The organism is Pseudomonas sp. RGM 3321 (genome assembly GCF_022836805.1).
Lineage (GTDB): Bacteria > Pseudomonadota > Gammaproteobacteria > Pseudomonadales > Pseudomonadaceae > Aquipseudomonas.
Map to the genome: position 1 here is coordinate 53,666 of NZ_JALHBH010000113.1, position 17,496 is coordinate 71,161.

The 17,496-nt window shown below is 56.6% G+C and carries 15 protein-coding genes; 8 read left to right on the forward strand and 7 right to left on the reverse strand.

Features of this window, described 5'->3' with window-relative positions:
* Positions 1 to 103 precede the first annotated feature (103 nt).
* The gene (gene dinG, locus RGM3321_RS16700) at positions 104 to 2,248 is read right to left on the reverse strand and encodes an ATP-dependent DNA helicase DinG (protein WP_002554813.1); all 2,145 of its coding nucleotides are present in this window, start codon (positions 2,246 to 2,248) and stop codon (positions 104 to 106) included.
* 107 nt (positions 2,249 to 2,355) lie between these two features.
* Here dinG and RGM3321_RS16705 point away from each other — a divergent pair, with 107 nt between their 5' ends.
* The 3 genes from RGM3321_RS16705 (at position 2,356) to RGM3321_RS16715 (ending at position 5,027) form a co-directional block, all read left to right on the forward strand.
* Positions 2,356 to 2,820 carry a DUF2269 family protein gene (locus RGM3321_RS16705; RefSeq protein ID WP_244393994.1) on the forward strand — a complete coding sequence of 155 codons (465 nt, stop codon included), beginning with the start codon at positions 2,356 to 2,358 and terminating at the stop codon, positions 2,818 to 2,820.
* 228 nt (positions 2,821 to 3,048) lie between these two features.
* The gene (locus tag RGM3321_RS16710) at positions 3,049 to 3,960 is read left to right on the forward strand and encodes a nucleoside-specific channel-forming protein Tsx (RefSeq protein WP_244393995.1); all 912 of its coding nucleotides are present in this window, start codon (positions 3,049 to 3,051) and stop codon (positions 3,958 to 3,960) included.
* Between the two features lie 26 nt (positions 3,961 to 3,986).
* Positions 3,987 to 5,027, forward strand: a complete 1,041-nt coding sequence (locus RGM3321_RS16715) for a purine nucleoside permease (RefSeq protein ID WP_244393996.1) — start codon at positions 3,987 to 3,989, stop codon at positions 5,025 to 5,027.
* Between the two features lie 80 nt (positions 5,028 to 5,107).
* On the opposite strand, the gene RGM3321_RS16720 is transcribed toward RGM3321_RS16715, so the two are convergent.
* Together RGM3321_RS16720 and RGM3321_RS16725 are read right to left on the reverse strand one after the other, a co-directional pair.
* Positions 5,108 to 5,866 (reverse strand): collagen-like protein, encoded by a 759-nt coding sequence (locus tag RGM3321_RS16720; protein ID WP_244393997.1) that lies wholly within the window; start codon positions 5,864 to 5,866, stop codon positions 5,108 to 5,110.
* Entirely contained in the window at positions 5,859 to 6,134 is a 276-nt protein-coding gene (locus RGM3321_RS16725; RefSeq protein WP_244393998.1) for a DUF1145 domain-containing protein, read from the reverse strand. Before RGM3321_RS16725 ends, RGM3321_RS16720 begins: the two co-directional genes overlap by 8 nt.
* A gap of 217 nt (positions 6,135 to 6,351) precedes the next feature.
* On the opposite strand from RGM3321_RS16725, the gene RGM3321_RS16730 reads away from it, so the two are divergent.
* The 4 genes from RGM3321_RS16730 to RGM3321_RS16745 all read left to right on the forward strand — a co-directional run bounded on the left by RGM3321_RS16730 (position 6,352) and on the right by RGM3321_RS16745 (position 12,646).
* On the forward strand, positions 6,352 to 6,849 hold the full coding sequence (locus tag RGM3321_RS16730) for a DUF6231 family protein (RefSeq protein WP_244393999.1): 498 nt from the start codon (positions 6,352 to 6,354) through the stop codon (positions 6,847 to 6,849).
* 740 nt (positions 6,850 to 7,589) lie between these two features.
* Entirely contained in the window at positions 7,590 to 9,494 is a 1,905-nt protein-coding gene (locus tag RGM3321_RS16735) for a hypothetical protein (protein WP_244394000.1), read from the forward strand.
* 137 nt (positions 9,495 to 9,631) lie between these two features.
* Complete coding sequence (locus RGM3321_RS16740) at positions 9,632 to 11,761, forward strand: TcdA/TcdB catalytic glycosyltransferase domain-containing protein (RefSeq protein ID WP_244394001.1); 2,130 nt, start codon at positions 9,632 to 9,634, stop codon at positions 11,759 to 11,761.
* A gap of 411 nt (positions 11,762 to 12,172) precedes the next feature.
* Positions 12,173 to 12,646 carry a YchJ family protein gene (locus tag RGM3321_RS16745; protein WP_244394002.1) on the forward strand — a complete coding sequence of 158 codons (474 nt, stop codon included), beginning with the start codon at positions 12,173 to 12,175 and terminating at the stop codon, positions 12,644 to 12,646.
* A gap of 164 nt (positions 12,647 to 12,810) precedes the next feature.
* On the opposite strand, the gene RGM3321_RS16750 is transcribed toward RGM3321_RS16745, so the two are convergent.
* Together RGM3321_RS16750 and RGM3321_RS16755 are read right to left on the reverse strand one after the other, a co-directional pair.
* Positions 12,811 to 15,246: a TonB-dependent receptor gene (locus RGM3321_RS16750; protein ID WP_244394003.1), complete on the reverse strand. Its 2,436-nt coding sequence runs from the start codon at positions 15,244 to 15,246 to the stop codon at positions 12,811 to 12,813.
* A gap of 111 nt (positions 15,247 to 15,357) precedes the next feature.
* Positions 15,358 to 15,921, reverse strand: a complete 564-nt coding sequence (locus RGM3321_RS16755) for a hypothetical protein (protein WP_244394004.1) — start codon at positions 15,919 to 15,921, stop codon at positions 15,358 to 15,360.
* A gap of 117 nt (positions 15,922 to 16,038) precedes the next feature.
* Between RGM3321_RS16755 and RGM3321_RS16760 the strand changes: the two genes are divergently transcribed.
* Positions 16,039 to 16,530 (forward strand): LEA type 2 family protein, encoded by a 492-nt coding sequence (locus RGM3321_RS16760; RefSeq protein WP_244394005.1) that lies wholly within the window; start codon positions 16,039 to 16,041, stop codon positions 16,528 to 16,530.
* Positions 16,531 to 16,539: 9 nt separating this feature from the next.
* Here RGM3321_RS16760 and RGM3321_RS16765 read toward each other — a convergent pair whose 3' ends face one another.
* A complete protein-coding gene (locus tag RGM3321_RS16765) occupies positions 16,540 to 16,869 on the reverse strand; it encodes a hypothetical protein (RefSeq protein WP_003314406.1) in 330 nt (109 codons plus the stop codon).
* A 262-nt stretch (positions 16,870 to 17,131) separates the two neighbouring features.
* Entirely contained in the window at positions 17,132 to 17,380 is a 249-nt protein-coding gene (locus RGM3321_RS16770) for a DUF1654 domain-containing protein (RefSeq protein WP_057455702.1), read from the reverse strand.
* Positions 17,381 to 17,496 lie beyond the last annotated feature (116 nt).

Here is a 17,496-nt window from a genome sequence, read left to right on the forward strand (position 1 = left end):
TCCTGACTGACGGTACTGGGCCTGATGACAGGCCGAATGGGCGCATATTGTTCCAGCGATCGGGCGCTTTGGGAACAGACCCGAGTCAACCGACAGCTGTTATTCAGGAAATTTCGCGGCGAAACGGCGGCAATGCGTTGAGAATCGCCTTGCCATAACGCTGGGTGACGACGCGTCGGTCCAGCAGCGTGATAGTGCCGCGGTCTTCTTCGGTACGCAGCAGGCGGCCGCAGGCCTGCACCAGACGCAACGACGCATCGGGTACGGCGATTTCCATGAACGGGTTGCCACCACGCGCTTCGATCCACTCGGCCAACGCAGCCTCGACCGGGTCGTCGGGCACCGCGAACGGAATCTTGGCGATGACCACGTGCTCGCAGTACGCACCGGGCAAGTCCACACCCTCGGCGAAGCTGGCCAGCCCGAACAGTACGCTGGACTCGCCGCTGTCGACGCGGGCCTTGTGCTTGTTGAGGGTTTCCTGTTTGGACAGATTGCCCTGGATGAACACCTGCTTGCGCCAGTCACGGTCCAGGCCGTCGAAAACGTCCTGCATCTGCTTGCGCGACGAATACAACACCAGCGTGCCTCGCGAACCTTCCACCAGCCCGGGCAGGTCGCGAATGATCGCTGCGGTATGCGCCACCGAGTCACGCGGATCGGCCTTGAGGTCCGGTACGCGCAGCACACCAGCATCAGCGTGATGGAACGGGCTTGGCACCACGGCGGTAACCGCCCCTTTGGGCAGACCGGCACGCATGCGGTAGCGGTCAAACTTGCCCAGCGCGGTCAGCGTCGCTGAAGTCACCAGCGCCCCGTAGGCGATGTTCCACAAGTTGCGACGCAGCATTTCCGCCGCCAGGATCGGGCTGGCATTGACCTCGATATCGAACATTGCACCGCTGTCGGCCAAGGTCAGCCAGCGCGCCATGGGCGGGCTGTCTTCCGGGTCTTCGGCGGTGAAGGCTGTCCACAATTCCCAGTTACCATGCGCGCGGGCCAGCAGGCTGCCGAACAGCGGGTACCACTCTTCAGCCTGATGGCTGGCGATACCGATGTTGACCTCGCCATCCATGCCTTCCTTGAGCAGCTCGGTCAGGCGTGTAAACAGATCGTCCAAGCGCGCAAAGCCCTTCTTGAGCTCAATGCCCATCTCGCGGATGTGCTCGGGAATCACGCCGCCGACAAACCGGTGACGGGGCCGCTCGCGGCCCTGCATGTCTTCACCAGCGCGGAAGTCTGCCAGTTGCTCGCAGGCACCGAACATGAACTGCTGATGCCCCTTGATCTCGCGGGCCAGCTCCGGCACCTGCTCGATCAGCTTGCCCAGATCGCCGGGCAGCGGGTGCTGGGCCAGCAGCTTGGCGAGGTTCTTGGCGGTCTGTTCCAGCCAGTCAGCGGTGGATTTCAGCCGGGTGTAATGGGCAAAGTGGCCGATAGCCTTGTCGGGCAGGTGATGGCCTTCATCGAACACGTACAGCGTGTCACGTGGATCGGGCAGCACGGCGCCGCCACCCAGCGCGAGGTCGGCCAGCACCATGTCATGGTTGGTGACAATCACGTCGACCTTGCCCATGCCTTCGCGCGCCTTATAGAAAGCGCACTGCTGAAAGTTCGGGCAATGCCGGTTGGTGCACTGGCTGTGATCGGTGGTCAGCCGCGCCCAGTCCTGATCGGCGAGTTCCTGTGGCCAGCTGTCACGATCTCCGTCCCACTTGTTGCCTGCCAGTTTCTGCAGCATGCTGGTGAAAAGCTTCTGACTGGCTTCATCGACTTCGATCTTGAAGCCTTCTTCCTCGAACAGCTGCGCAGTCGCGTTGGTCGCATCGCTCTCCTGCAGCAACGCGTCGAGTTTCGACAGACACATGTAACGGCCGCGGCCCTTGGCCAGCGCGAAGGTAAAATTCAGACCGCTATTGCGCATCAGGTCCGGCAGGTCCTTGTAGACGATCTGCTCCTGCAAGGCGACGGTCGCGGTGGCGATTACCAGCCGCTTGCCTGCCGCCTTGGCGGTGGGGATCGACGCGATGGCATACGCCACGGTCTTGCCGGTCCCCGTCCCGGCCTCGACAGCCACGACCGCAGGATCGCCCGAACGACGGCCCTCTTCATCGGTGTCAATGTCCCCCAGCACCTTGGCAACTTCAGCGATCATCAATCGCTGGCCATAGCGTGGCTTGAGGCTCTTGGCTTCGAGGAAACGCGAGTAAGCGCCCTGGATCTGGGTTTTTAGTTCGGTACTGATCATTGGCTTCGGTTCGGGGGCACGGCTAAAAAGGCTGGATAAATTTTCAGTAGTTCTGAGTGGGCGCTATCATAGCGCGCTAAATCCATCCGCGCAGAACGGAGTGTCTGATGACCGCTTTTTCTACCGTCTATACGCTGCATCTGCTGGCTGCCCTGGTGTGGGTTGGCGGGATGTTTTTCGCCTGGATGGTCTTGCGTCCAGCAGTCATTGCAGCACTTGAAGGTCCTTCTCGCTTGAAAGTGTGGGTCCAGGTGTTTCCACGCTTCTTCGTCTGGGTCTGGGCGGCCGTGGTGCTGCTGCCGATTACCGGCATCGGCATGATCCAGCTGAATTTCACCGGCTTTGAAACCGCGCCGCGCTATGTGCAGATCATGATGGGCCTGTACGTGGTGATGGTTGCGCTGTTCCTGCGTATCCATTCATTGCAGTTGCCGGAATTGCGTCGCGCCGTGGACGCCGAACAATGGGCCGACGGCGCAGCAGCACTCGGTCACATTCGCCGGCTGGTCGGCATCAACCTGATTATCGGCCTGGCAGTAGTGATATTGGCAGCCGCCCGTCCGGGCCTTTGAGGCAAAACGGAACATCGCGGGGCACTGGCGGTGACACCGCGCACAGCTTGCGGGCAGTTTCCTGCCCGATCGGTCATCTTCTGTGCACGATATCCAAGCCATTCAACATCTTGAAACACTTTGGCATGGGCTGTGCAAACGTTTGCGATCAGCAGTACGCGCCCACGAAAAGGAGCTTCAATGCCACAGCCGCCATTCACTCGATCCGCAACGCCCTCAAGATTCCTCATGCCTCTGTTGTTAGCCGCCGCTGCGGCGTTGCCATGCACCAGCGTCCTGGCACAGCCCGCCGCTGCCGAAGACTCGGCTCAAGGCGAAGCGCTCAGCCCGCCCGCCTCACCCAAGGAAGGCAAAGGCGCGTACTTTTCAGACTGGTTCAACCAGGACCTGACGCTGATCGGCAGCAAGGACATCAGCTTCGGCCCCAAGCCCAACGATGACATTTACCTGGAGTACGAGTATTTCGGCCGCAAAGGGCCGTTTGAGCTCTATGGCTATGTCGACGTGCCGAAGATCCTTGGTATCGGCAATGATAATGACAAAGGCGTCTGGGACCATGGCTCGCCGCTGTTCATGGAGCATGAGCCGCGTATCTCCATCGACTACCTGGCCGGGCGCAGTCTGGCCGTCGGGCCGTTCAAGGAATGGTACGTCGCCTTTGACTGGATCTACGACCACGGCAGCAACTCGGCCAACCGCGCTAACACCCTGTACAGCGGCCTTGGCACTGACATCGACACCCACTCGCGAGTCAATCTGTCGGCCAATTTCTATGGCCGCTACCAGTGGGAGAACTACGGTGCCAGCAATGAATACTCGTGGGATGGCTATCGGGCCCAGCTCAAATACATTGTGCCGATCAGCAAATTCGACAACGGCGCCTCGCTGACTTACATCGGCTTCACCAACTTCGATTTCGGCTCGGACCTCAAGAACGATCCGGCACGCACTGGCAACTCCACAGTCGCCACCAACGTGCTGCTTTACGCCTTTACCCACCTGCGTTTCACGCTGGTGGGTCGTTACTTCCATAACGGCGGCAACTGGCAGGACGGCAGCGAGCTGAACTTCGGCGAAGGCAACTTTCGCGCGCGCTCCGAAGGCTGGGGATATTACGCAGGCGTGGGTTACCAGTTCTGAACCTGATTATGACGACAGGAGTTTTCATGAAACACATCACCCGCAATACACTCGGCGCCACATTGGCCCTGCTTAGCCCTGGCCTTTGGGCGGCCACCGCGCCGGTTACGCCAGTCACGCCAGTCACGCCCAAGGTCATGCTGGTCGCCATGTTTGCGCCTGAAGCACAAAACTGGATCGACCGGCTGCACCTGACCAAAGAGATTCAGGTGCCCGGCCTTGCCGCCGAGTATCCGGCCATCCGCTGCAACGGTCAGGACGTGTGCCTGATGGTCACCGGCATGGGCCAGACCAATGCTGCCGCGTCGACACTGGCGCTGGCCCTATCGCCACAATTCGACCTGCGCAAGACCTACTTCATCGTCGCTGGCATTGCCGGGATCAACCCGCACCACGGCACGCTCGGCACCACTGCGTGGGCGCATTATCTGGTGGAGTTCGGCACGCAGTGGGAAATCGATTCGCGCGACGTGCCCAGGGACTGGCCGACCGGTTACCTGGGCATCAACACCAAAGGTCCGAACGAAAAGCCGCCGCTGGACTACAAGACTGAAGTCTTCGAGCTGAACCCCAAACTTCAGGCCAAGGCCTTCGCCCTTTCGCAAAAAGTGACGCTCAGCGAGAGCAAGGAATCCGCCGCCTGGCGCGTCAAGTACCCTTACGCCCCGGCCAATCAGCCGCCGCAGGTGACGCAGTGCGATACGCTGGCGGGCAACACGTGGTTTTCCGGAACGCGTTTGAGTGAGCGGGCAGAAGTCTGGACCAGGCTGCTGACCGACGGCAAAGGCGTGTATTGCACCACCCAGCAGGAGGACAACTCTACGTACGAAGCCCTGTTGCGAGCCAGCAAGGCAGGCAAGGTAGACGTCAACCGGCTGGCCGTGGTGCGCGCAGGTTCCGATTTCGACCGTCCGTATCCGGGTTACAGCGAAGTGGACAATTTGCTCAAGTATGCCGACCAAGGCGCCTTCGTACCGGCACTGGAAAACCTGTACCGCACCGGTAATCCGCTGGTGCAGGCCATTGTCGGCGACTGGAAGAACTGGGAAAAAGGCGTACCGCAGTAAGCGCGCTGCCGTGATGACTGCCCGGATCGTGGCCTTGCGCCTGATCCGGGCTGCCTCTCAAGGATGACAGCTGTTGAAGGTCACAGGCGCTGCAGAATCAAACTGCCTGCGGGCCCTGCAACGCCTGGCAGGCCGGGTTCGCCTGGTCTGCCAGCCTTGCCGCCATCCGCGCGGTAGACGATGCAGCCCTTCGAAGCGCCGCCTTTGCCTGCCTTGCCGCCTTCACCGCCCTTGCCTGCCGCGCCACCCGCAACATTCACCTTGATACGCTCGGCCGGAAAGCTCTGTGGCAGCTCGAGACGAACCTGCGCACCTGCTGCGCCGTCGTGGCCGTTGCCGCCACTATCGCCGTTGTAACCACGCCCGGCCTGGCCCCAGGTACAGCCCGGCTCTTCGCCCGTGCCGCCATCGAGCCCGACATAGCCTGGGCTGCCCGCGCCGCCGCGTGCATCGATCGACAGTTGTTCGGCATTCAGGCTCTGTAGACGCAGAGTCAGATTGCGCCCCGGCAATGCCGGCTTCTCGAACGTGCCCGGAGCGCCTCGCGCAGTGATCTGGCTGCCGGTGCCGAATTCACCATGCACCACGACGAGGTTAAACGCCTGTACACCGGGGACGATGGCAATCCGCGCTTCGTGACCAAGCACCAGTTCGCCGATCTTCACGTCATCGATACCGGCCGGTATCAGCAGGGTGCCGTAGTCGGCCACTTCAAGGCGCTCGACCTGCAAAACGCTGCTGTTGCCAGGCAGACGCATGAGCGAGTGTGGCGCGACGATAATCGCCTGAGCCAAGGCCATAGGGCTGAACAGTGCTGCCAGCAGAACGAGCTTACGCATGAGAGTGCCCTGTAGCCGAACGGCTGATGGATTGAACGTGAAAGATGCCGAACAGGATGATTTTTCCCCGGTCGCGCCAGGGATGTCTGCGACCGCGCAGACTGCCGTTGAACAGGATCAGTTCGAGCAAGTGAGTCAACAACAGTACGGCACCGGCCATGTCGATCATCACGCCCATCGGGCTGGGCGCTTCAATGACCGCATTGGCCAGGACTACCAGCCAGAAGCCCAGCATCAAGATTTTTCCCAGCCCCCAAAACACCTTCATCGCCTGCCCCCTTGTCATGATCCGTTACGAAAGCGCAGTCTGCGCGCGCTTTTCGTCGCCGCACAGTAGACGTGCTGTACGCCGAATATGCCAGCAGTGTATTGAAAAAGATCAAGCATAGATCGTTGTCGTCAGTCTGTGGGCGTTCGTCTGATACTGACGGCTGTTCAGAGCGGGGCCGGCAGGCTAGTCTTGTCAGTCAACCAGAGGACTTTCGATGACCGTCGGCTATTCATCCCGCACGCCGCAGCAAGCGCTGGCTGCCCTGCTCGACCGTTACGCACCCCAGCGTCTGCTGTTGATCGGCGCTCAGGCGTTCCCGGCGTTGCAAGCCTTTCAGGATGCCCACCCGCAGACCGAGGTGGCGCTGGCCGAACCCGGTGCGCTGCCTGCCCATCTGGCGGCGCAACGTTTCGATCTGGCGCTGGTGGTCGATTGTCTGGAACACATCCCCAAGCGCACTGGCCTGGAACTGCTGGGTGGCATCCGCAACCTCAACGCCAGCCGCATCGCAGTGCTTGCCGACTTGCAGGCCTGCGGTTGGCAGGAGACGGATTTTTTCTCGCTGGCGCTGCAATGCAGCGAACGCTTCGCCCGCGACGAGCAGGTGCTGAACCTGTTTACGTACGACTTGCGTGAGTACAAACAGGTGCCCGACTGGTTGAACGCGAAGTACTGGGCCAACCCGGAGAATTTTGGAAAGTATTGGTGGTGACCCCTTGAATATAAAGGGCTTACCCAAACATGACTACCAACGTCAATACGCCAGTGCAGGGCCAACTGTCACCAGCCTCGTCACCAACGACCCGATCAGCACCTTTCCATCTGGCATTACAGGCGCTCAGGGATCTACTAACTAAGGATACGTCCAATGGGCTGCTCTGCACGTAGCCTTACCCTCTCTCCTGGATCTACCGATAGGCAGACCGCCATGCCATTCTCCAAGGACATCCTCTTGTTACATCCCCTATAAGGGAAACAGTTGCTCCGGCGTCTAGGAGTCACTTCAAGATAGCCTGATGCAACGTGCCCAAATCCTGAAGCTCATCAACGAAGAGTTGCGGATACCGGGCCGTCAACGCCCGAAGCACAGCTGGCTGCTCGACCACGGTGCGGTAGACCCAGTAACGACCAAGCTCATGGGTCTAGGCGAACGTAATATAGATTGGACACCGCTTTACGTTTGCGTGGAACCCGATCCATCCGCCGAGCCACTCAAGCACTGCGATACGCTGACTTTGAGCAGGCAAGCGAGGCACTCAGCTCTGAACGAAAAGGCGGCGAGCGAAGGCGAGGCAAGGCAAGGCAAAAACAGGCGAGGAACGCAGCGTCAGCGATGCACACCCACTTTACCTACAAAGCCTGGAGCACAGCCGGGCAGAAGCATTCAGTGCATTGGTACCGCCATACGTGTCTTTTCCACCCATCGTACAACCAGATATAAACACGGACATAATGATGCTCATTCGAAGTCATTCTCTGCCAGCGCTTAGTCTTGTCGATACTGCAATAACTGTATCAGGCGTAGAGCACCCTTCTGAAAAAAGACGATTACCCGACAATTCCATATTTAAATACAACCCTTCGAGGGCGATTTTAAATAAGCTAGAAAACCTGGTTCAAAAGCTAAAAGACCCAGACTGCGAACTGGAAGGCAGCCTTCTTGAGCTCCTCAGTTTGGCAATTGTTAAAGACGACGACTGGCCCAAAAACGCTTTTCTGGTGTGGAAGCATTATCCTGATACCACGCCGTGTGCGGTCTTCAGACCCGACGAGGTAAAAAGCCGGGGAAACTACGATACTCTATCAGAAGAGCAAAAATTTCAGTGCATTGAGGTGTGCCGTGACGGCAAAGAGACATACACAGTAAGTCAAAGGGAAAAAAAATGGGAGAGCTCGGGAGAAAACGCTTTTTTTAGAGTTATGCTTGCCGTCAAGGCGGATGCACCGACAGATACCATAAGCCCTAAGCAAGCTACGGAATTTAAGGAGCAGCTGTACAAAAACTTACTTAATCAGTACGACTCTATAAGTACATCTATTCAACCTGGCGCTTCACCTCTTATGTCACTCGATCACGTCAACCCTGCAAGGGCCCCGCTACAGGTAAATAACCCTTCCATTCAACTGAAGTGCAACCCCAGATGGGCCAATCCTGAAACAAGGCCCGCGTGTAAGTATTCACCTGTCAAAGTCTCTGAATCAACGAGCAAGGAGACCATGGGCAGTATGCAGGCCGTGCTTGACAATCGGATAAACGAATGCAGGAAACTGGCCATGGACCGAGCCATTCCGGGAGACGGCAGTTGGTTCTCGTTTATAAGAGGGCCTCAACTGCACGAGCCACATTTTAATAAAGCTACTGTTCCTGCTTTTGTTATAAGCGGTGGCAGCGCGCATAAGCTGGCGGCAGAGCTTACCAAGGACTATAGCTTGGCATGGCATCCCAAAAACATGCATGGGGCGCGTGGGCGGCGGGCGGAACCTATCTATCTTCTTGTTCATAAAATGGATTACCCTACCTACGCTTCCACGATGAAAGAGGTGATCGAACACTATCCGAATCTGCATCTTATTGGCTGGGATGGTGGAGGTTTGACAGGTTTTGGTGCCGCTCGAGCAGCGGCCTTGGCCTTTGCCGATACACTGCCCTACCGCCCTGAGCGGATAATGATGATCGACCAGGATGTCGTGAAGACAGAACAGACCAGGCACACGAATCCAATCATTAAAAACAAGGTGGAAAGTCTGCACCAAACGATAGAGCAGCCTATCGTGGGCTACGGTGTCGGCTACCCGACGCGACAAGCAACGCCTTCACCCTTCAGCAAGACACCCACGCCCAGACCTTCGGATCTGGATGGCCCAGCTGAGCAGTTTGTGTCCATTCGCGCCCCCTTCCTCCGAGAAGGAGATGGCATCTACCCCCCTTACATGGTGGCCGGTGGAGAAGACATGCTAATGAGTAAACAATTGAAGTTGAGTAACGATCACCGTAACGTAGCTTTGCAGCAAGAAATGATTATTAAAAAGGAACTAGAAGGGCCTGCAGACAGGCCGAACCCCTACTGGGACAAGGGTCGAATCAATACTCTAAAAGCACTCTTCGATGCTGAAAAAAATATAATGATTGAATTTGAAGGTCAACACATCAACCTTGACACCCTCTTGAGGAAATTTGAAGCCAATGGCTGGATCTCTTCACATCCAAGTGACGAATCCTATAATGTGGCAGCCTGTATCGTTGAGCGAATCATCTTGCGTTTAAGCAATGATTTGGCTCGTAAAAATATTCAACACACATCAGTGTCTTCTTCATCCAACTCACTCAAGACGGCTGAATCGCGTCCTGTATCGTGAGCGCATCAGCGAAGTGTATGTTCATATGAGTATCTTGTTGAGGTGCGCCTGTAGCTGAATCACGCGTGCGTCGTTGCAACAACTTTTTGTCAGAAATCATTACCTCTCTTTTTTAGAAAATACGCTAAGGAATTTGAATGAAAATCCAGAACAACCTGGGTGTGTACCCGCCTGCCCAGCCCTCAACCTCGGGCATCGAAAAACCTCAAACGTCTAACGCGTTGATGGACGTATATCCCAAGAAAGACTTCAAGGTCGTTCCGTCAAATATTCATATGGTCTGGGTCGGTTCTCAACCCGGCGACAAACAGCAAGAGTATGTACGCCAATGGGCAAAAAAAAATCCGGATTGTACCGTCATGCTATGGGTCGATGCCTCGCAGTTCAAGGCTTACGAAACCAATAAAATCACTCGACAGCAAGCAGAGAAAGTGTTCCCTGAGTATCAGTCAGAGAAGCTGATGCGTGGTCTGTTCAGTCAACTTGAGACGACGCTTGATACGTCCGGCAGCGTGTCGAATCTAAGCGCACACAAACAGGCTCTGAGTGAATTGAACAAAGAACTCCTGGCCGAAGGTAATGAGTCCTTGAAGCAAAACGTGCTACCTCACGCCGCGGAAGTGACCTTACATAATGCACGATTGGCACTGGCCGCGTTCAAAGAACACACCGCCAGGCATGATAATAATTTTTTTCAGGCGGAGAGGATTATTCTAGACCAAACCGTCAAGTCATGGGATCGACTGACAACAAATGCAACCCGTGACGTTGTCACGTTGAATGAGTTGCAGAAAAAATTTCAGGGTATTAAAAACGTTCAGATTCGCGATTTGAGCAATTCGAAAGACATCCGACTCAAGAACAAGGACGCTTATCAGCACGAAATCATCGGGCGTAATGGTGCCTACCCAGCCGCATCCGACATTGCTCGTTACGAGATATTGCACGAATACGGAGGTGTGTATGCAGATATCGATCTGGAGTGCATGCGGCCGCTAAGTGGAGTATTGCACGCGCACCCGGACCTAATGTTAGTAGGTTTGGCGCAAGCCAAGAGCGAGGCGTCCGGTCGCACGACCCCCTATTTTGCGAACGCGTTACTTGCGGCACACCTTGGCAGTAAAATGCTTTCCGACTTTATCGATAAAATAGGTGAGGACTACAAAAGTCTGAAAGGCAATGAGTTCAGAGGGGATAGGTATTTCAGTCGTCCTAATAAAAGCACGATTGAAGCGACCGGCCCTAACGGATTGCGCGGTCACGTCGATGCGGTAATACGTAAGGCGCAGGGGCTGCCATCGTTGATGCGTGACGACGCGGTGTCGTTATCGGAACGCATCTGGGGGCAGGATCTATCTCAAAACAAAGACTTCTGGTCATCGTTGAAGACGCACTTCAATTTCCCGGAAAACTACGTGAATTTTGAAACTGACGAGCAACAGAATAGTGCTACCAAGGCCATGGCCGGGGGGGTGACAAAACAGGCTAGCGCAGCACAAAAAACCTCATTGCAAAACACGATAGTTATCTCTGGAGTAGACAAGAGTGTTTCAACAGAGCGAACAGTGACCACTGAAAAGGTCGCAAGCTTGATTCTAAAAAAAATCCAGGAAAAGCGACAAGCTGGCAAGCCAGTCATCATCTTCGTTTCCGGACCTTCGGCGTCCGGAAAGTCAACGCTGACTAAAGCGCTGGAAAAAGCAGAGTTGACATTTGAGTCGATCAAAACTGACCACTTCTTGAAGTCTTTCTCGGAGCTGAGCAAGCACCCAGACAATCGAGGTCCAGTGACAGACTGGGCGGTCGTTCACGGGCATGTCGACTCGTTCAACAGAGAGCTGGCAACGCGAGTGATGGACAATATATTGAGTGGCAAAGGCGCCACTTACAGCCTGCCGAGCACCTATCGCGAGGGGGTTATGATTGGAGGCTTTCCGCGAGGGGAGCGCGATCCTGATGGACCCTATAAAGAAATCAGCTTGCCTGTCTGTGACACTTATTTAATTGAAGGCATCTGCACACCTCATTTGATCAAGGATGCGGCGCATGTCGTAGTGCGCCTCGACTGTGAGTTCGAAGAAACAGTTAAAAGACGAGCTAATCGTGGTCACGATGAGTCGATTCCGGCCGAAGTCAAGGTAGCTGAAGACAAAGGCCAGTATTTAGCATTCCAACAGGCAATGAACCAACTGGAGATTATACCTGACATTCATCTGGACTCATCCGGAATGAATCCTGGACAGTTTCGCTTATTCAGAAATTCATAACTAAATTTTGGTCCTGCAAAAAAAAAGGCGTCCCGAAAGACGCCTTTTTTCAGGACCCCAATTGACACCCTGCCGGCTGCCTGTCTGGTCTGTGTGGTTGCCTATCTGGTCTTGTGGCTTTACGGGCACCTCAAACGACCTTGACGAAAAAATATAGAATATTTGGGAGTGATCACCTAATTGCTTCTACTCCCGTGTGCCCTCGCGCAGGTCCGCGCGGACTAATAAGGCCCCCAAGAAGGCGACCCAATGGGCACCTTAGAGACTCGCCAACTGTCACCAACGCTGTCACCATGTCGTCACCAGAAACCTTGAGGTCCCCTATGAACCCCACTACGCCAGGGCCTCCATCAGTCGTCTCTCGGTTCTGGGGCCAACCCGGAGAATTTTGGAAAATACTGGTGGTGAATCATGAGTAGTGCTATTTGCCCGTGCGGCAGCGGTGATCTGTTGCTGGCCTGTTGCGGCCATTATCACGCTGGCCAGCCTGCGCCGTGTGCGGAAAAGCTGATGCGCTCACGTTACAGCGCTTACGTGCTGGGACTGACCGATTATCTGGTGGAATCCACGCTGCCGGTGCAGCAGAGCGCACTGGACCGTGAAGCCATCGCTCAGTGGAGCGCGCAAAGCACCTGGCTGGGGCTGGAGGTGGAAAGCGCGGAAGTGTTTGGCGGCAAGCCTGAGCATGCATTTGTGACCTTCACGGCTCGTTGGCACGATGGCAACGGCGAACACAGCCACAAGGAACGCTCGTCCTTCGTGCAGAATCACGGCCGCTGGTACTTCATCGATTCCACCGTCCCGCTCAAGGCCGGCCGCAATGACGCCTGCCCGTGTGGCAGCGAACAGAAATTCAAGAAATGCTGCTCGCCTTATGTGGTTTGAGATAGTCGAGATGATCGTTCCTCACACTCCAGCGTGGGAGTGCCGTGCGTGAGCCCTGCGCCGCACCGTCACGCTCAAGACCGGACGCAGAGCGTCCAGAACGGCATGACGACGCGGAGCGTCGCACGATAGTCAAGGTCATGCTCCGGTGGACACAAGTCGACCTAGAACTCCAGCTGCGCCGAGAACGCTACAGTGCGTGGGTCGCCCAGGTAGCTGCTGTTGAGCCAGTATTCTTTGTTGGTCAGGTTGCTGACGGTGACGCGCAGGGTCAGGTCGTTTTCTGCAAGGCGCAGGCGGTAGCGGGCTCCGGCGTCGAAGGTGGTAAAGGACGGTAGGTCGTTTTCGTTGCTTTGGTCGGTGTATTGCTTGCCGGTATAAAACGCGCCACCGGTTACCGCCAGCCCAGGTACCGGGTTGATGTCGTACTCGGCATAGACCTTGGCCAGTTGCTTGGCGACGTTGGTCGGTGCGTTGCCTTCATCCGCGGCAATGCCGGTTTTCTTGATCTTCGGGTCCAGCAAGGTAAAGCCGCCGACCAGTGTCAACTCTGGAACGACTTTGCCGGTCACGCTGAACTCCAGACCGTTGTTTTCCTGACGTCCGTCCACCACGTAAATATTCGAGGCCGTGGTGTAGCCGTTGGGCTTCTCGATGTTGAACAGCGCCAGGGTAAACAGGGTTTCACCTAACGTCGCCTTGGCACCGATCTCGTACTGCTCGCTGACTTCCGGTGCGAATGCCTGGCCGGCATTGGCTGCGCCGCTCGGGGCGACACCGCCGGATTGCAGACCTTCTATATAGGTGGCGTAAGTGGTCAGCCACGGCAGTGGCTTGTAGACCAGCGAGATGTTCGGCGAGGTCTTGCTTTCATTGTATTTGGTCTCGGTCTCTGCGGAGCCGAAGGCCTTGGCGTAAACGAACTCGTTGGCATAAGTCTTGATCTGCGTGTTGGTCACGCCAAGAATCGCCGACCATTGCTCGTTGAAGGTGATGATGTCGCCGATCAGGAAGTTGTTGCTCTCCGAGCTATTGGCCAGACGCTGGTTGCCGTGACCAATCGAGTACGACGGTTTACCGACCTGAGGAGTCTGGTCGAGCGGTATCGTGCCGACTGGCGAGGTGTATTGCGGACCAGGCTGACTAGGCGTGTACGGGATGTGGTCTTCGTACTGCTTCTGGCGAGATGTGTTGCCCTGGTACCCCATCGTGACTTTGTGGCCGAGAAAGCCGGTATCGAATGCTGCATCCAGAAACAGCGAGCCGGTCTTTTCTTCGGTTTCGATCGGTGCGAAGGCGTACAACGGCTGCGAATACAGGCCCGCACTGTAAACCGTCGGCCCGGTGTAGGTGTTTTCCGAAGTGTATTGCTGGGCTGCAAAGGCCGCGCGCAAGGTGAATGTATCGTTCAAGCGCCATTTAGCGCGCACGCCCGCCTTGTCGGATTCATAATCGGAAAACGACCACTTCTGGCTGTAGAGCTTGTCGTTGTCCAGCGAGGCTGCGCTTGGGCGTAACGACTGATCACCAAAGTACCAATAGCTGGTCAGGCCGCGAATTTCGGTCTTTTTGTGTGAAGCGTCGAACTGCACCAGCAGGTCGTCGGAGACGTTCCAGTCCAGCGCCAGGGAAATCATTTCGCGACGACGCTTGTTCATGTCGACAGCGGTTTCGCCATCCTGAGTCAACACGTTCAGGCGATAGGCAAACTTGCCTTCGCTGTCGATCGGCCCGCCGAAATCACCATGCAGGTAGTAGTTCTCGCCACCGGCATTGCCCAGCGTGACGCTGTTATAGCGTTCGTAAGTGGGGCGTTTGATGACGTAGTTGACCAGCCCGCCTGGCGAGGCCGGGCCATACAGGAAACCGGTCAGGCCGGTGATGACTTCCAGCTGTTCCATCTCTTCAATGTAGTTGCTGCCATCCGCACCATTGGTAAAGCGCAAGCCGTCATTGGCGATGTTCAGGCTGCCCGAGCTGCTGAAACCACGAATGTTGACGGCGCTGGCATAACCGGCGCTGGTCGGCGAGTACATCTGGGTGAATGGGTTGTGCTTGATGACATCGTCGAGCGAGGTGGCCTGAATGTTTTTCAGTAGAGCCTGAGGCGTCACACTGATGGAGTACGGCGCGTCCTGCAGTTTCATGCCGCCCAGGGCACCGACGCTGCTGATGTTCTCGCTGCGATAACCAGCAGCTTCCGAGCCTTCGGCGGGAGCGCTGTTGGCGTTGATGTTCACGTCCGACAGGTTCAAGGCGTTCTGTTCCATGACCATCAGTGTGTAGGTCCCGGCGCTGCTCTGCACCAGTTGCAGGCCGCTGCCACGCAACGCCTCACGCAAGGCTGTCGCCGCGTCGAAATTCCCCTTCACCGCCGCGCTTGTTTTGCCAGCAACCAGCCCAGGATCGAGGCTCAGTGCCAGGCCACCCTGGCTGGAAATCTGATTAAGCGTGGTCGCCAGGGGGCCTGCAGGCAGGTCATAGGCAAGCACGCTGGCCTGCTGCGCGGCCATCAGCAGCGGGCTGGCCAGCGGCGTGCACAGGGCAATCGCCACGGCCAACAGACTGGGACGCAGAAGGGTGTCGAACGAACGGGACATCGGGCAACTCCTGATGGAATATTTCTCAATGCCTGTTAGCCGAGCGAAAGTTCGAAAGTAACAGAGCTGATTGAAAATAATTCCGTTTCAGGATTCAGTAGGCTCGCAGCACTACTCCGGGACGACCTTCAGGTGAGAAGTATCGGGAGCAGCTTGCGACTCGGGCCTTTCGGCCTGCCCCATGTCGCTGCCCACCGGTGCCAGGCTCAACCGGGAAAGATCCAGCAGTGGCGCTGCGGGCTGAGGTTTGGCGGGCGACAGGTCGGCCCCCGCTTCGGCCACCGAATAGTCCGGCGCATCGACATTTTCGAAAGCGGCCATATAAGCGTCGCGCGGTTTGATCTGCAGACGGCCCGTACCCGGCTGCGGGCCGACAGCGGATTTACGCAACCAGGTAGGAGCGTCGGGCGGCGGCGCCAGTTCGACCTCTTCCATGGGCAGCGGCGTATTCATTTCCAGCACATGGACCCGTGCGCCTGCCCGCTCCAGCGTAGCGCGGTATTTTTCAGCGGTTGCAGCGTCGAGATTGTTTTTCAGGACCAGTCGGCGCCCGGAGAACAGAAGCTCCAGACGCTCGGCATCGGCATTGAACAGCTTGCCAAGGTTGGCCCTGACCTTCTCGGGCTGGGCTCCGGCGACCAGTTCGGCACTGAAGACAATTTCGTAGAGATTCATGGAAGAAGACACCAATATGCACGTCAGTAAAAGTATGGCGTAGCGTCAGACAGCGCAACAAGCGCGTTGCCCTCGACCGTCGAGTTGGTAGACTCAGGTGTCAAAGGGAGCACATCCATGTCTTTTCAGGCGCACATTACAAGAATCATAAGCCTTGCGTTGATCCTGTTCGGGCTCAGCGGATGCTCGCTCCTGAGCTTTGACCGCGCTCAGGAACCGGAAGTGCATTTGCTGAAGGTCCAGGTGGTCAAGGCAAGGCTGACACAACAGGATTTCAAGCTGTATTTCGAGGTCGAGAACCCCAACGACTCGGACCTGTTCGTGCGCGGTCTGAACTACAAGATCTCGCTTAATGACGTTGTGCTCGCTGACGACCAATTCAGCGACTGGTTTTTCGTCGATGCGCATAGCCGGAAAACCTTTGTGGTGCCTGTTCGCACCAACCTGTGGCGCTACGCGAAATACATCGCTCAACTGCTGAAAAAGCCTGATGAGCTGGTTCATTATCAGCTGGACGGCAAGCTCAAGACCGGCATCGTTTTCAGGCACAACGTCCGCATCGGCACATCAGGCGATGTGCTGCCGCACGACCTGATCCAGCGCCGATGATCATTCCGGCTATCCGCCCAGCTTGCCCTTGATCAGTTCCAGAAGAAACTTCCAGATGTCCGCGGCCCACAATGCCCGGTTAACGGCACTGATCAGCGCACCCCCGAACGATCCCAGCAGAAACCCCACGCCCGTGGTGTTGCGCGGATCTGCCACGCCAAGGTAATCACTGGCGATGCCGGTGAGGAACACCGCACAGGCCACGCCGGTCACCAGAAAAACCAGCCAGGCACGCCAGTCAAGCAGACCTGCCTTATGCCACCAGCCAGAAATGATCGCGCCCACCAGACCGGCGACCAGCCATTCGCCTCTGTCTGCCAAACCATTCAAGATATCCATCGGACCTGACTCCGCTCAAGAGATACAGCCGTTCACGAACATAGAAATTCAGACGCTGAGAGCCTGCCATTCGAATGGCAGGGAACGGGTTGATGAGGGTCATCCGGGTTGACGTTCGGGCCCGCCCTGCCCTTTATCGCTTCCTTGCGCGTATTGCGGGTCGATGAGGCGGCGGTATTTGAAGCCGAAACCAGAAAATTAAGCATACTTAAAAATAAAGTGAAACGTTTGCCATCAAACGTGGAGGAGTACCTTATAAGGCTCAGTTATCGATATAGCGCTGCCAGCCGATCCTTACCGAACCGTCTGGCTGACGGTCGACCTCGATCCCTTCGGTTTCTTCGATTTCCCGGAGCACCACGTTCCAGCTGTCCACAGGCTCATCGTCGCGTCGGGCTACGATGACCCACTGGATCTTCTGAACATTCGGCGCAGATACCAGCCGTTGAATGCGCTTGCCGATCTGTTCATAAGACGACGCGCCTGTCGGCCCATTACGAGTGCCAGTCATGACTGCCTCCCGAAGATAACTGTATATAGATACAGTATTCCAGCTGCGAGACCTGCGCAAGCACTTCGTAGGACGCGCCCCGCCTCACGTCGCGACGGATAACGTCCGCAAGCCTT

What these genes read in the sequence shown, in the direction of transcription:
- RGM3321_RS16770 (WP_057455702.1), bottom strand. Translation starts at nt 17,380, where the DNA reads ATGACTGGCACTCGTAATGGGCCGACAGGCGCGTCGTCTTATGAACAG.
- dinG (WP_002554813.1), bottom strand. Translation starts at nt 2,248, where the DNA reads ATGATCAGTACCGAACTAAAAACCCAGATCCAGGGCGCTTACTCGCGT.
- RGM3321_RS16735 (WP_244394000.1), top strand. Translation starts at nt 7,590, where the DNA reads ATGATGCTCATTCGAAGTCATTCTCTGCCAGCGCTTAGTCTTGTCGAT.
- RGM3321_RS16760 (WP_244394005.1), top strand. Translation starts at nt 16,039, where the DNA reads ATGTCTTTTCAGGCGCACATTACAAGAATCATAAGCCTTGCGTTGATC.
- RGM3321_RS16725 (WP_244393998.1), bottom strand. Translation starts at nt 6,134, where the DNA reads ATGAAGGTGTTTTGGGGGCTGGGAAAAATCTTGATGCTGGGCTTCTGG.
- RGM3321_RS16755 (WP_244394004.1), bottom strand. Translation starts at nt 15,921, where the DNA reads ATGAATCTCTACGAAATTGTCTTCAGTGCCGAACTGGTCGCCGGAGCC.
- RGM3321_RS16705 (WP_244393994.1), top strand. Translation starts at nt 2,356, where the DNA reads ATGACCGCTTTTTCTACCGTCTATACGCTGCATCTGCTGGCTGCCCTG.
- RGM3321_RS16715 (WP_244393996.1), top strand. Translation starts at nt 3,987, where the DNA reads ATGAAACACATCACCCGCAATACACTCGGCGCCACATTGGCCCTGCTT.
- RGM3321_RS16730 (WP_244393999.1), top strand. Translation starts at nt 6,352, where the DNA reads ATGACCGTCGGCTATTCATCCCGCACGCCGCAGCAAGCGCTGGCTGCC.
- RGM3321_RS16740 (WP_244394001.1), top strand. Translation starts at nt 9,632, where the DNA reads ATGAAAATCCAGAACAACCTGGGTGTGTACCCGCCTGCCCAGCCCTCA.
- RGM3321_RS16720 (WP_244393997.1), bottom strand. Translation starts at nt 5,866, where the DNA reads ATGCGTAAGCTCGTTCTGCTGGCAGCACTGTTCAGCCCTATGGCCTTG.
- RGM3321_RS16750 (WP_244394003.1), bottom strand. Translation starts at nt 15,246, where the DNA reads ATGTCCCGTTCGTTCGACACCCTTCTGCGTCCCAGTCTGTTGGCCGTG.
- RGM3321_RS16710 (WP_244393995.1), top strand. Translation starts at nt 3,049, where the DNA reads ATGCCTCTGTTGTTAGCCGCCGCTGCGGCGTTGCCATGCACCAGCGTC.
- RGM3321_RS16745 (WP_244394002.1), top strand. Translation starts at nt 12,173, where the DNA reads ATGAGTAGTGCTATTTGCCCGTGCGGCAGCGGTGATCTGTTGCTGGCC.
- RGM3321_RS16765 (WP_003314406.1), bottom strand. Translation starts at nt 16,869, where the DNA reads ATGGATATCTTGAATGGTTTGGCAGACAGAGGCGAATGGCTGGTCGCC.